Source organism: Streptomyces sp. NPDC059567, from assembly GCF_042735655.1.
Lineage (GTDB): Bacteria > Actinomycetota > Actinomycetes > Streptomycetales > Streptomycetaceae > Streptomyces.
The window spans coordinates 2,563-15,995 of sequence record NZ_JBHWBS010000135.1 but is presented as its reverse complement, the minus strand read 5'-3'; the positions used below and the strand labels follow the sequence as shown (position 1 = coordinate 15,995).

The window sequence follows — 13,433 nt, the reverse complement described above, 5'->3', positions numbered from 1 at the left end:
ACACAGCCACACTTCCCATCGCTAGCTGTCGTGGGTGTTTGTTTGTGTTAGATCGCCCCCGCCGGCGCCCCCCCCCGCCCGCGCGCCGGCGCGCCCCCACCCCCCCGTTCACTCCGTAGCGGCTACGCCGCCTTCGCCTTGGTGGCGTACATGTCCACGTACTCCTGGCCGGACAGCCGCATCACCTCGGACATCACCGAGTCCGTCACCGCCCGCAGCACATAGCGGTCGCGGTCCATGCCCTCGTACCGCGAGAACTCCATCGGCTCGCCGAAGCGCACCGTCACCCGGCCCGGCCGGGGCAGCCCCGCCCCGCCCGGCTGGATCTTGTCGGTGCCGATCATCGCGAACGGCACGACCGGCGCGCCGGTCATCAGGGTGAGGCGCGCGATGCCGGTACGGCCCCGGTACAGCCGGCCGTCTGGGGAGCGGGTGCCCTCGGGGTAGATGGAGAAGATCTTGCCCTCCTCCAGCACCCGGCGGCCCGTCATCAGCGCCGCGACGCCGCCGCGGCCGCCGTCGCGGTCCACCGGGATCATGCCGACGCTGGTGAAGAACCAGGCCATCAGCCGGCCCTTGAACCCCTTGCCCGTCACGTACTCGTCCTTGCCGATGAAGAAGACCGGGCGGTCCGTGCAGATCGGCATGATCATCGAATCGATGAAGGTCAGGTGGTTGCCCGCCAGGATCACCGGACCCGTCCCCGGGATGTTCTCGGCCCCCTCCACACGTGGGCGGAACATCAGGCGCAGGATCGGTCCGAGCACTGCCTTGATGAGTGCGAGACGGGACAACGGTTCCTCCGGTATCGGGACGGTCGGCGTCGATGTGTGTGGGGGACTGTGCAGGTGAGGACGATACTCGCGGGTCACCCCCCTGCGCACATCGGGTTCACCGAGTGGATACGCAGTGTTGACGTGTGTTTCCGCCATGTTCGGCCAGGGTCTGCCGCAGGTAAGGGGTGACTGCCTACGGTCGGAGCAGCCGTTGACAGGTGCGGGACATCACAATGCGAAGGAGCCTTCATGACACAGGGTGAGCACCGGAGCCCGGGCCGGCGGACGGTCCTCGGGGTGGCGGGCGCGGCCGTACTGGGCGCGTCGACGGTCCTTCCCGCGGGCACCGCGCAGGCGGTGGAGAGCCAGGGCCGGGGACACGGTCACGGCTTCCGATCCCTCCCCGTCCCCACCGTCATCGCCCACCGCGGTGCCAGCGGCTACCGCCCCGAGCACACTCTCGGCTCCTACCAGCTCGCCCTCGACCTCGGCGCGCACGTGATCGAGCAGGACCTCGTCCCCACCAAGGACGGCCACCTCGTCTGCCGCCACGAGAACGACATCACCGGCACCACCGATGTCGCCGACCACCCCGAGTTCGCCTCCCGCAGGACCACCAAGTCCGTCGACGGCGTCTCGTACACCGGCTGGTTCACCGAGGACTTCACCCTCGCCGAGCTCAAGACGCTGCGCGCCAAGGAGCGCATCCCCGGCACCCGCCAGGAGAACACCCTCTACGACGGCCGCTGGCAGATCCCCACCTTCGAGGAGGTGCTGCGCTGGGCCGAGCGGGAGGGCCGCCGCCGGGGCCGCGAGGTCTGGCTGCACGTCGAGACCAAGCACCCCACGTACTTCCGCGCCCTCGGCCTCGGCCTGGAGGAGCGCCTCGCCAAGCTGCTGCGCCGGTACGGTCGTCACCGCGCCGACTCCGCGGTCTTCCTGCAGTCCTTCGAGCCGAGCAGCATCCAGCGCCTCGCCAAGCTGGTGAACTCCCCGCGCGTGGTCCTGCTGTCGGCCGCGAACAGCCGCCCCTGGGACTTCGTCCAGGCGGGTGACCCGCGCACGGTCGCCGACCTCGTGACGCCCGCGGGGCTGCGCTGGATCGCCTCGTACGCCCAGGGCATCGGCCCCACCCTGGACCTGGTCATCCCCCGCGACGCGAGCGGTCGGCTCGGCACCCCGACGACGCTGGTGCGCGACGCACACGCGGCGGGCCTGATCCTCCACCCCTACACCCAGCGCAACGAGAACAGCTTCCTGCCCGCCGGCTTCCGCCGCGGCACGGACCCGAACGCCTACGGAGACGTCTTCGGCGCACTGAAGACCTATCTGGCGACGGGCATCGACGGGATCTTCTCCGACAACCCGGACACGGCCCTCCTGGCAGCGGCGGACTTCACGAAGAGCTGAGCTCCGCGCCACCCGGTCGGAACGCCCGACCGGGTGGTTTACGCCCCGTCCCGCAACCGCCCCGCCCCGGACCCGCATCGTGCCGGTCATGACCTCCACCGACCCGCAGCTCCTCGACACCCTCGCCCCCCTCCTCGCCGCCGAGTCGAACGCCGAGGCCCCCGCCGCCGGCGTCGAGGCGGGCGACCTCGAGCAGGCCGTCTGGCTCAGGCTCCTGGAGCGTCTCCAGGACGACGAGGCCCCGACCCGCCCCGCCGACTGGCTCCGCCGAGCCGTCCGCGCCGAGGCCCGCCGTGCCCGCCGCGCCGCCCGGCTGGAGCGCCCCTACCAAGGCGAGGAGGCCGCCGAGCCGGACGACTCACCCGAGAGCTCCGCCCTCGTGGCCGAACGCCGCCGTGTCGTCCGCGCCGCCGTCCGCCGTACCCCCGGTCACTGCCCGCGCCTGCTCACCGCGATGCTCGACCCGGCCGACCCCACCTACCGGGAAATCGCAGGGGAGTTGGGTATCTCACAGGGCAGTCTGGGGCCGATGCGTTCCCGTTGCCTGGGATGCCTGCGCAGAATGCTGGCTGCAGAGGTTCCCGCATCGACCTTGAGGGGAAGGGTGCGGTAGACCGACCGGTGGACCAGGTGAGCGGGAGGCATGCGCACATGGGCATGAGCGTGACCATCTCAGCGGCTGACGCGCAGGACGCGGAGCACATACTCAAGCTGCAGTACCTCTGTTACCAGAGCGAGGCCGAGCTCTACGGCGACTACTCCATCGAGCCGCTCACCCAGACCCTGGACGCCCTGCGGGCCGAACTGGCCCAGGGGTACGGCCTCGTGGCACGCCTCGGGGACGAGGTCGTCGCCTCCGTACGCGGACGGGTGGACGAGACCGGCACCGTACGGATCGCCAAGCTCATCGTCCACCCGCGGATGCAGCGCCACGGTCTCGGCGGCCGGCTGCTCGACGCCATCGAGAGCCACTTCGCCGGCGACCCGGTCCCCGTCGCCAAGCGCTTCCAGCTCTTCACCGGCCACCGCAGCGAGGGCAACCTCCGGCTGTACCGCAGCAAGGGCTACGAGCAGGTCGCCACCCGCGAGATCGGACCGCGACTCACCCTCGTCACCCTGGAGAAGGCGGCGTAGACGCTCACCCGAGGAGACCGCGTACGTCTACGAGACCGCGTACGTCTACGCGGTCGCCCGGGAGCGGCGGAGCCACCAGATTCCGGTCACCGGCAGCAGCACCGGGATGAAGATGTAGCCGTAGCCGTAGTCCGACCAGACCGTGGCGTCGGGGAACGCGGACGGGTCCGCGAGCGTCCAGGTCCCCACGGTCAGTACGCCCACCAGTTCGGCGGCGCAGCACACCAGCGCCGCCCTGCGGGCCATCTCCCCGCCCCTGACCAGCGTGTACGTGATGAAGGCGTACACCACGGCCGCCACCGCCGACAGTGCGTACGCCAGCGGCGCCCGGTCGAACTCGGTCGCGATCTGGTAGATCGAGCGCGAGACCGCGCCGACCGACATCACTCCGTACAGCCAGACCAGCAGCATGCCCGGGCCCGTGACCAGACGGCCGGCTCCCTCGGTCGCACTCATGTCAGCCCACCGTCCAGATGTCGAAGAGACGCACCTCGAGCACCGCGAGCACGACCGCGCCGGCCGCCACCGTGGCCGAGCCCCAGCGGCTCCGCTCCGCGAGCGACATGAACCCGGCCGCCGGGACGGCGCAGAGCGAGCCCAACAGATACGCGACGAAGATCGTCGTGCCCTCCTCGGCCTTCTCGCCGCGCGAGAGCTGCACGATGCCGACGATCAGCTGCACCAGTGCGAGGAAGGTCACCACGGCCATGCCGATGAAGTGCCAGTCCTTGGTGGGCTGATCACGGGTGAAGGCGAAGCCGCACCAGGCGGCGAGGGCGAGCGCGGCCACCGAGACCGCGACCGTCAGGGCGTCAAGCATGGGCCCGAGGGTATTACGGGCCAAAAGGCCCGATGCGCTCGCCCCCCACCCGCCCCGTAGGGTCGAGACCCATGAAGCCGCTCGGTGGGGCACGGCCGCGCGGCAGGATCGCGGACCGTGGCCTTGACCACAACCGACGACCGTTCCGAGCGCGACGCCGATGCCGTCGTGACCGACCTGCCGGAGGTATCCGCGCAGGCCACGGACGGGGGAGCGGAGGCCGTCGCCGGAGCGTGACGGCCGGACGCGATGTCCGCATGGCGTCTCGGCGGTGTCCGCTATTCGGACACCCTCGATTCGGCCTGACAGGTGCGTGCTTTACTTGCAGACATGACCACGACGAGCAGCCGCACCCTTGCGACCGAGGCGATCAGCACGCCCGGTGCTCGTTGTATGTGTCGAATGTGCGCCTTCTGAGGGCCCCCGCCTGAGGCTCGCGCCCCGAAGCGAGCCCCCGACGGCCGAGCCGATCCGCCCGCCCTTCCGGCGCCGGACCGTGCCCGCCCCGCGCACGCGCTGCCTTCCGGCCACCCGCTGGACCAGCCCACTTCGCGCCTGACTGTCCGAACGACGAATGCCCCGTGCCCGGCGGACCCCGCGCCGCGCACTCGACAGTGACGGAAACCCCTGTGATCACCACTTCGGGCCTGACCAAGGTCTACGAGTCGCGAGGCCGCCAGGTCACCGCTCTGGACGGCGTCGACCTCCACGTCCGCGAGGGCGAGGTGTTCGGCGTGATCGGCCAGAGCGGCGCCGGCAAGTCCTCGCTCATCCGCTGCGTCAACCTCCTGGAGCGCCCCAGCTCCGGCACCGTGACCGTCGACGGAGTCGACCTCACCGCGCTGGCGGCGAACGGCCGCCGCGCCGGCAAGGACCTGCGCCGCGCCCGCAGCAGCATCGGCATGGTCTTCCAGCACTTCAACCTGCTGTCCTCGCGCACCGTCAAGGACAACATCGAGCTGCCGCTGGAGATCCTCGGCGTCTCCGGTGCCGAGCGCACCAGTCGCGCCCTGGAACTCCTCGACCTCGTCGGCCTCGCCGACAAGGCCAAGTCCTACCCCGGCCAGCTCTCCGGCGGTCAGAAGCAGCGCGTCGGCATCGCCCGCGCCCTGGCCGGCAACCCGAAGGTGCTGCTCTCCGACGAGGCCACCAGCGCCCTCGACCCCGAGACCACCCGCTCCATCCTCCAGCTGCTGCGCGACCTCAACCGGCAGCTCGGCCTCACCGTCCTCCTCATCACGCACGAGATGGACGTCGTCAAGACGATCTGCGACTCGGCCGCGCTGATGCAGAAGGGCCGGATCGTCGAGTCCGGCACCGTGAGCGAACTGCTCGCCACCCCCGGCTCCGAGCTGGCGGCCGAGCTCTTCCCCGTCAGCGGCGCCGCCACCGGCCCCGACCGCACGGTCGTCGACGTCACCTTCCACGGCGAGGCCGCCACCCAGCCGGTGATCTCCCAGCTCTCCCGTACGTACAACATCGACATCTCGATCCTCGGCGCCGCGATGGACACCGTCGGCGGCAAGCAGATCGGCCGGATGCGGATCGAACTGCCCGGACGCTACGAGGAGAACGTCGTGCCCGTCGGCTTCCTCCGTGAGCAGGGCCTCCAGGTCGACGTCGTCGACGACGAGATCGCGCCCACCGCGGAACTGGTCAAGGAAGGTGCCAAGTGACCTGGTCGGAGATGCAGCCCCTGCTGGAGCAGGGCACGATCGACACCCTCTACATGGTCCTGTGGGCCACGGTCGTCACCGTCCTCGGCGGACTGCCGCTCGGCATCCTCCTCGTCCTCACGGACAAGGGCGGCCTGCTCCAGAACACCGTGGTCAACAAGGTCGTCGGCGTGATCGTGAACATCGGCCGCTCGCTGCCGTTCATCATCCTGCTGATCGCCCTGATCCCCTTCACCACCTTCGTCGTGGGCACCTTCATCGGCCCCACCGCGATGATCGTGCCGCTCGCCATCGGCGCCATCCCGTTCTTCGCGCGCCTCGTCGAGACGTCGGTCCGCGAGGTCGACCACGGCCTCGTCGAAGCCGTCCAGTCCATGGGCGGCTCCGTGCCCACGATCATCCGCAAGGTGCTGCTGCCGCAGGCGCTGCCCTCGCTGGTCTCCGGGGTCACCACCACCGTCATCGTGCTCGTCGGCTACTCCGCCATGGCCGGCGCGGTCGGCGGCGAGGGCCTCGGCTCCAAGGCGATCACCTACGGATACCAGCGCTTCGACACCCAGTTCATGCTGGTCACCGTCGTCGTCCTGATCGCGATCGTCACCGTCGTCCAGCTCATCGGCGACCTCGCCGTCCGCCTCCTCGCCCGCCGAGGACGCACCGCCTGACCCACGGCGCCACCCCCACAGACTTCGTCCTTCGAAGAAGAGCCCGGACTTGTTGTCCAGGCGTCCACCGCACCACCAGAAAGAGGCACTTTTCGTGCGTAAGAACATCAAGCTCACCGCCGGTATCGCCGCCACCGCCGCACTCGCCCTGGGCCTCACCGCCTGCGGCACGTCGTCGGACCCGTCCTCCGCGAAGGACTCGGCCGGCTCCGCCGACAAGCCGCTCGTCGTCGCCGCGTCCCCCACGCCGCACGCCGACATCCTGAACTACGTCAAGGACAACCTCGCCGCGAAGGAGGGCCTGAAGCTGGAGGTGAAGGAGTTCACGGACTACGTCCTGCCGAACACCGCCACCGAGTCCGGCCAGGTCGACGCCAACTTCTTCCAGCACAAGCCGTACCTCGACGACTTCAACCTGAAGAACAAGACCCACATCGTCCCGGTGGTCAACGTCCACCTGGAGCCCCTCGGCCTCTACTCCAAGAAGGTCAAGGACCTCAAGGACATCAAGGCCGGCCAGACCATCGCCGTCCCCAACGACACCACCAACGGCGGCCGCGCGCTCAAGCTGCTCGCCGACAACGGGCTCATCACCCTCAAGGACGGCGTCGGCTCCAACGGCAAGCTCTCCGACATCACGGACAAGAAGGGCCTGGAGTTCAAGGAGCTGGAGGCCGCCACCGTGCCCCGCGCCCTGAACGACGTGGACGCCGCCGTCATCAACGGCAACTACGCCATCGAGGCCAAGCTCTCGCCCGCCGATGACGCCATCGCGCTGGAGAAGACGGACGGCAACCCGTACGCCAACTTCCTCGCCGTCAAGGAGGGCAACGAGAAGGACGCGCGCGTGCAGAAGCTCGTCAAGCTCCTCAACTCGCCCGAGGTGAAGAAGTACATCGAGGACACCTACAAGAACGGTGCGGTCGTCCCGGCGTTCGGCGCCGTCGCCAAGTAGGGCCCGCATTACAGTTCTTGTGACGAAGGCCCCCGCATCCCGTCCGGTGCGCGGGGCCTTTGTCGCGTCCCGCGTCATCTGACGCCACATCGGACCCGGCCATGCACACCTGCGGCTTCATACTGCATGCTGTGCGTTCACGGTCGATTCGGACGGTCCTCGGCATGGAGCTGCGCATGACTACCACCTTTCCGGACATCTCCATCAACACGGACCGGTTGGTGCTGCGCGCGCTCGAAGAGGCCGACGCTCCGGCCCTCGCCGAGATGATGAACGACGAGATGGTCGCCGCCTGGACGGCCGTCCCCCAGCCGTTCACCGAAGAGGCCGCGCATCGGTGGATCACCGAGTACGCGCCCACCGAGCGCACCGCCGGCCGCGGGCTCGACCTCGCCGTGACCGAGTTCCTCACCCAGCGGCTCGTGGGCGTCATCCAACTGGGCAAGACCAGTTGGCGGGTGCGGTCCACCGAGATGTCGTACATCATCGCCCCCTGGGCCCGCGGCGAGGGTTACGCCTCCGAAGCCGCCCTCGCCACCGCCCAGTGGCTCTTCGGCGACCAGGGCTTCGAGCGCATCGAGCTGCGCACCGCCGCCGACAACACCGCCTCCCAGCAGGTCGCCCAGAAGATCGGCTGCATCAGCGAAGGCATCCTGCGCGGCGCCTGCATAGCCCGCACCCGCACCGAGGACGGCGACTGGGCCGACCTTCGCACCGACTTCATCCTGTGGGGCCTGCTCCCCGAGGACCTCGAAGGCGTCGCCGACCAGATGGCCGAGGCCGGATACTCCTCGTTCACCGACTGGAGCTGAGCGGGTCACCTCCTCCGGGGTACCCTCGACACCCCCCGACCTGCGACAAAGACCTCAGGAGACAGACGACGATGGCCGACCGGGTCACGGTGATCGGCTGGGACGGCTCGCCGCTCACCGCAGCGGCCCGGTCCGCCCTCTCCGCCGCCACCCTCGTGGCCGGGGCACCGCACCACCTCGCCCTGCCCGAGGTGCCGCCGGGAGCCGAGCGCATCCGCCTCGGCAGCGTCGACCTCGCCGCCCGCCGCATCGCCGGCCACCGTGGCACCGCCGTGGTCCTCGCCGACGGCGACCCCGGCTTCTTCGGCGTCGTCCGCACCCTGCGCGCCCCCGAGCACGGCCTGGAGGTCGAGGTCGTCCCCGCGGTCTCCTCCGTCGCCGCCGCCTTCGCCCGCGCCGGAATGCCCTGGGACGACGCCCGGATCGTCGTGGCGCACCAGCGCACCCTGCGCCGGGCCGTGAACGTCTGCCGTGCCCACCCCAAGGTCGCCGTCCTCACCTCGCCCGGCGCCGGCCCCGCCGAACTCGCCCTCCTCCTCGACGGCGTGCACCGGACCTTCGTGATCTGCGAGGAGCTCGGCACCGACCGGGAGCAGGTCACCGTCCTCACCTCCGACAAGGCCGCCGACCACGCCTGGCGCGACCCGAACGTCGTGATCGTCATCGGCGGATCCGCCGGCGGTCAGGGCGGGGGCTGGCTGATGGGGCACGAGACGCCGCAGGTGCGGGGCTGGGCACTGGGGCCCGAGGAGACGGGCGGCGGCTCCGCTGCCGGCTCGCGCAGCGAGGCCGGCACCGGAAACGGCCGAGGCACCGGAACCGGCGTCGGGGAGACACCCGTCCTGCGCGCCGCCCAACTGGCCCGCCTCGGCCCGCGCGTCGGCGACCTCGTCTGGGACATCGGCTGCGGCAGCGGCGCCCTCTCCGTCGAGGCCGCCCGCTTCGGCGCGGCCGTCATCGCCGTGGACGCCGACCCCGACGCCTGCGCCCGCACCGAGGCCGCCGCCCGCCGGGACGGCGTCCAGCTGCAGGCCGTGCGCGGCCGCGCCCCGCACGTACTGGAACGGCTCCCCGAACCCGATGTCGTACGGATCGGCGGCGGCGGTGTCCCCGTCGTCACCGCCTGTACCGACCGCAGGCCCGAACGCATCGTCACCCACGCCTCCACCCGCGACGAGGCGGAGGCCATCGGTGCGGCGCTCACCGACGGCGGCTACGCCGTCGAATGCGCCCTGCTGCAGAGCGTCGGCCTCGACCCGGCCGACTGGTCGGAACGTGACCGCACCGTGGTCTTCCTGATCTCCGGGCGCCGGTCGACCGCCCCCTAGCTACCCCGGGGAACCCCACCCGTGACCCGGCCGCCCCGCAGGGCCAGGTAGGCTGGCGGATTGTTGTACCGCAGCCGGACCTTCAATACTTTGTTCGTCAATGTCCGGAAGTAGCGGCCCCATTGGGTCGCTGATGTGGTACGGAGCAACCGGGGGACGCGCGACGTGGCGCAGTCCACAGCAAACCGTGGCGGATCCGCCTGTCATGACGGCCGATGGCCGCGACAATGCTGGGGTGTCCGCGCGTCATTCGTGCCGCACGGCGCGCACGCTCGTTCTTGTTGACGGGTGAAGGTCTGAAGGAGCACAACCGATGGGCGAGGGGTACGCATGACGGACACCGGCCAGGTCCCGGGCGAGGGGCTGCCGGAGAACGCAGGCATGGTCGAGCAGCCGGGCATCCCCGCTCCGGGCGCGTACACCTTCCTGGACCCCTCCGAGAACGCAGCCGAGGACGACGACCTGCTCCTGATGCCGGGCGCGCAGGGCGCCTGGAGCGAGCACCAGCCGGGCGCCGTGCCCGCACCGCCCGTCGCCGTACCCGCGCCCGGGATGATGCCGGGGCAGCCGCAGCACCTGGGTGACCCGCTCACCGACCCGCTGGCGGGCCCGATCGCCGACGCCCTCGCCGCGCAGACTCCGGTGGCAACGGTTCCGCAGGTCGTCCACGAGACCGTCTCCACGCCCGCGCACGGAGTGTCGGCGGCCCCGCAGGAGCCGGTCCTCACCGACCACGGTTACGAGCCCGGGATCCTGGACACCGGCGCCCACGAGGCGGCCGGCCGCGACTCCGGCTCGGTGGACCTCAGCGCGGTACGCGTGCCGCAGGCCGCCGCCGCTCCCACCCCGCCGCCCGCCCGCCGTCCGCTGCACATGGGCCCGCCCGTGCCCGAGGCCAGCGGGGGAGTCGTGCGCTCGCTCGCCGACCGCGGCCCCGCCGGCGTACCGGCCGCCGCGCCCGCCCCCATGACCGTCCCGGCGTCCGCGCCGGTCGCCGCCTCCGTCGCCGCCCCGACGCCCATGCCGGCGCCGATGCCCGCCCCCCTGCAGGGCCCGCCGACGACCGGTCCCGAGTACCTCGACATCCCGCAGGAGCAGCCGGTCGCGCCGGTCGCCCCCCAGCTCGGCGATATCCCGCCGCAGGGTGCCGTGCCGTGGGACCCGCAGCCCCAGGGGCCCGTCGCGGCGCCCGAGCCGGCGCCGCAGGCGGCACCCGCAGAAACGGTCGGCCAGTTCGTCCAGGTCGAGGGCACGGTCCCGACCACCCCGCACCTGGCGCCGACGCCGGTGGTCGAGGTCGTCGAGGCTGCGGCGGCTCCGGTGCCGGCACCGGAGCCCCTGCCCGAGCCGGTACAGGTGCAGGCCGTCGAGCCGGTCGTCGAGGAGCCCGCGGTCGAGATCGTGGCCGAGGCGCCGATCGAGACGCCCGTCGCCAGCGAGGTTCCGGTGGAGGAGGCCCCCGCGGCCGTCCCCGCCCCGCGCGACGGCGGTCCGTCCGCCGCCGTTCCCGTACCGCCGGTCGAGGCCGTGGTCGCGGCTGAGCCCGTGGCCGAGGCCGAGGTTCAGCCGGAGCCGGTCCCGGAGGTTGTCGCCGAGCCCGTGGTCGAGCCCGTCGCCGAGGTGGCGCCGGAGCCCGAGGCGGAGCCGGTCACCGAGGCCCCCGTCGCCGAACGGCCCGCTGCGGACGAGCCCGTCGTGGACGTGCCCGTCGTCGTGGAGGCCGTCGCCGAGGCAGGCGTCGAGGCCGTCGCCGAGGCCGACGAGCAGGAGGAGCAGCTCGAGGCGGAGGCCGAGGCAGAGGTCGAGGTCGAGGCCGAGGAGCCCGTCGAGGCCCTGGAGCCCCTTGACGCCGCGGCGACTGCCGAGGAGCCCGCCGCCGAAGAGCCTTCGGCGGAGGAGCCGCTGGCCGAGGACTCCGTGGAGGACGCCGAGGAGGCTCAGGAGCCGGAGGCGCTCGGCGCACCGGCACCCGGGTACGACGAGGCCGAGCGCGAGGCCGTTCTGCGCGTAATGCGCGAGCGGCGCGACATCCGCAACGGCTTCCGGTCCGACCCGATCCCGCACGAGGTGCTGCTCCGCGTCCTGGAGGCGGCCCACACGGCGCCCAGCGTGGGCCACTCCCAGCCCTGGGACTTCGTCGTCATCCGCTCCGCCGAGACCCGTCGGAGCATGCACGAACTCGCCCAGCGCCAGCGCGAGGCGTACGCGCAGTCGCTGCCGAAGGCCCGGGCGAAGCAGTTCAAGGAACTGAAGATCGAGGCCATCCTCGACACCCCGGTCAACATCGTCGTCACCGCCGACCCGACGCGGGGCGGCCGGCACACCCTGGGCCGCTACACGCAGCCGCAGATGGCCCCGTACTCCTCCGCGCTCGCCGTCGAGAACCTGTGGCTCGCCGCCCGTGCCGAAGGCCTCGGCGTCGGCTGGGTCAGCTTCTTCGACGAGCGCGAGATGGTCCGCGCGCTCGGCCTCCCCGAGCACCTGGAGGTCGTCGCGTACCTGTGCGTCGGGTACGTCGACGAGTTCCCCGAGGAGCCCGAGCTGATGCAGGCGGGCTGGTCCAAGCGGCGTCCGCTGTCCTGGGTCGTCCACGAGGAGACGTACGGCCGCCGCGCGCTGCCCGGCGAGGAGCCGCACGACCTGCTCCAGGAGACCATCGCCAACATCCGCCCGCTCGACGCCAAGGCGCTCGGCGAGGCGTGGGAGCGGCAGAAGCGCATGACGAAGCCCGCGGGGGCGCTCGGCATGCTGGAGATCATCTCCGCGCAGCTCTCCGGTCTCTCCCGGATGTGCCCGCCGCCGATCCCGGAGCCCGCGGCCGTCGCGATCTTCGCCGGCGACCACGGCGTGCACGCCCAGGGCGTCACCGCCTGGCCCCAGGAGGTGACCGGCCAGATGGTCGCGAACTTCCTCGGCGGCGGAGCGGTCTGCAACGCCTTCGCGAACCAGGTCGGCGCCGAGGTCTGCGTGATCGACGTCGGCGTCGCCTCCGACCTGCCGTCCACGCCGGGGCTGCTGCCCCGCAAGGTCCGCGCCGGTACGGGCGACTTCACGACCGGTCTCGCGATGACCCGCGAGGAGGTGCTCGCCGCGATCGAGGTGGGCATCGAGACCGCGCGGGACCTGGTGGCGGCGGGCAACAAGGCGCTGCTGACCGGTGAGATGGGCATCGCGAACACGACCGCGTCCGCGGCTCTGATCTCCGTGTACACGGGGGTCGACCCGGTCGAGGTCACCGGTCGCGGCACCGGCATCAACGACGAGATGCATGCGCGGAAGGTGGACGTGGTCCGTCGCGCCCTCGACCTCCACAAGCCGGACCCGGCGGACCCGATCGGTGTCCTCTCGGCGATCGGCGGCCTGGAGCACGCGGCGCTCGTGGGCCTGATCCTGGGCGCGGCCTCGCTGCGTACCCCGGTCGTCCTGGACGGCGTCTCGACGGGAGCGGCGGCCCTGCTGGCCCGGGCGATCGCGCCCGAGTCCCTGGCGGCCTGCATCGCGGGCCACCGCAGCGCGGAGCCCGGCCATGTCGCGGCCCTCAACAAGCTGGGCCTGCGCCCCCTGGTGGACCTCGACCTCCGCCTCGGCGAGGGCACCGGCGCCCTTCTGGCACTCCCGGTCGTCCAGAGCGCGGCCCGCGCGATGCACGAGGTGGCGACGTTCGACTCGGCGGGCGTGACGGAGAAGTAGTCCTCCCGCCTGCCCCGTGACCGGTGTGGGCCCCCCCGCACCCCCCCCCCGGCCCCGGGGGGCCGCGCGCCCCCCCGCGTCCGTCCACCCCGGTCCCCTGGAATGGCTATGCGAGCCGGCGCGGCAGCTCATCTTCCGCGTTCCCTGGGTCGACGACCAGGGCGCCG

Annotated in this window: 12 protein-coding genes; 9 read left to right on the top strand and 3 right to left on the bottom strand. The window is 71.8% G+C overall.

The genetic code is table 11. From position 1 onward, the window contains the following. Positions 1-122: 122 nt before the first annotated feature. Positions 123-794 carry a lysophospholipid acyltransferase family protein gene (locus ACFVZW_RS34580; RefSeq protein WP_329122715.1) on the bottom strand — a complete coding sequence of 224 codons (672 nt, stop codon included), beginning with the start codon at positions 792-794 and terminating at the stop codon, positions 123-125. Between the two features lie 231 nt (positions 795-1,025). On the opposite strand from ACFVZW_RS34580, the gene ACFVZW_RS34575 reads away from it, so the two are divergent. From ACFVZW_RS34575 to ACFVZW_RS34565, 3 genes are all read left to right on the top strand, one after another. Beyond that, positions 1,026-2,186 carry a glycerophosphodiester phosphodiesterase gene (locus tag ACFVZW_RS34575; protein WP_384530042.1) on the top strand — a complete coding sequence of 387 codons (1,161 nt, stop codon included), beginning with the start codon at positions 1,026-1,028 and terminating at the stop codon, positions 2,184-2,186. A gap of 88 nt (positions 2,187-2,274) precedes the next feature. Continuing rightward, complete coding sequence (locus tag ACFVZW_RS34570) at positions 2,275-2,799, top strand: sigma-70 family RNA polymerase sigma factor (RefSeq protein ID WP_384530040.1); 525 nt, start codon at positions 2,275-2,277, stop codon at positions 2,797-2,799. 38 nt (positions 2,800-2,837) lie between these two features. Beyond that, positions 2,838-3,320, top strand: coding sequence for a GNAT family N-acetyltransferase (locus ACFVZW_RS34565; protein WP_384530037.1), 483 nt, complete (start codon positions 2,838-2,840; stop codon positions 3,318-3,320). A 45-nt stretch (positions 3,321-3,365) separates the two neighbouring features. Here the strand turns inward: ACFVZW_RS34565 and ACFVZW_RS34560 are convergent, their stop codons facing one another. After that, the gene (locus ACFVZW_RS34560; RefSeq protein ID WP_384530034.1) at positions 3,366-3,776 is read right to left on the bottom strand and encodes a hypothetical protein; all 411 of its coding nucleotides are present in this window, start codon (positions 3,774-3,776) and stop codon (positions 3,366-3,368) included. A gap of 1 nt (position 3,777) precedes the next feature. Then, complete coding sequence (locus ACFVZW_RS34555; RefSeq protein WP_329122724.1) at positions 3,778-4,140, bottom strand: hypothetical protein; 363 nt, start codon at positions 4,138-4,140, stop codon at positions 3,778-3,780. A gap of 581 nt (positions 4,141-4,721) precedes the next feature. Here ACFVZW_RS34555 and ACFVZW_RS34550 point away from each other — a divergent pair. The 6 genes from ACFVZW_RS34550 to cobT all read left to right on the top strand — a co-directional run bounded on the left by ACFVZW_RS34550 (position 4,722) and on the right by cobT (position 13,266). Then, positions 4,722-5,816, top strand: coding sequence for a methionine ABC transporter ATP-binding protein (locus ACFVZW_RS34550; protein WP_384530032.1), 1,095 nt, complete (start codon positions 4,722-4,724; stop codon positions 5,814-5,816). Next, positions 5,813-6,481, top strand: coding sequence for a methionine ABC transporter permease (locus tag ACFVZW_RS34545; protein WP_384530029.1), 669 nt, complete (start codon positions 5,813-5,815; stop codon positions 6,479-6,481). Before ACFVZW_RS34550 ends, ACFVZW_RS34545 begins: the two co-directional genes overlap by 4 nt. Before the next feature lie 94 nt (positions 6,482-6,575). Beyond that, positions 6,576-7,436, top strand: coding sequence for a MetQ/NlpA family ABC transporter substrate-binding protein (locus tag ACFVZW_RS34540; protein ID WP_384530027.1), 861 nt, complete (start codon positions 6,576-6,578; stop codon positions 7,434-7,436). Between the two features lie 176 nt (positions 7,437-7,612). Continuing rightward, positions 7,613-8,248 (top strand): GNAT family N-acetyltransferase, encoded by a 636-nt coding sequence (locus ACFVZW_RS34535; protein WP_384530024.1) that lies wholly within the window; start codon positions 7,613-7,615, stop codon positions 8,246-8,248. 71 nt (positions 8,249-8,319) lie between these two features. Further along, positions 8,320-9,576: a precorrin-6y C5,15-methyltransferase (decarboxylating) subunit CbiE gene (gene cbiE / locus ACFVZW_RS34530; protein ID WP_384530021.1), complete on the top strand. Its 1,257-nt coding sequence runs from the start codon at positions 8,320-8,322 to the stop codon at positions 9,574-9,576. 330 nt (positions 9,577-9,906) lie between these two features. Next, entirely contained in the window at positions 9,907-13,266 is a 3,360-nt protein-coding gene (gene cobT, locus ACFVZW_RS34525) for a nicotinate-nucleotide--dimethylbenzimidazole phosphoribosyltransferase (protein ID WP_384530018.1), read from the top strand. The last annotated feature ends 167 nt before the right edge of the window (positions 13,267-13,433 follow it).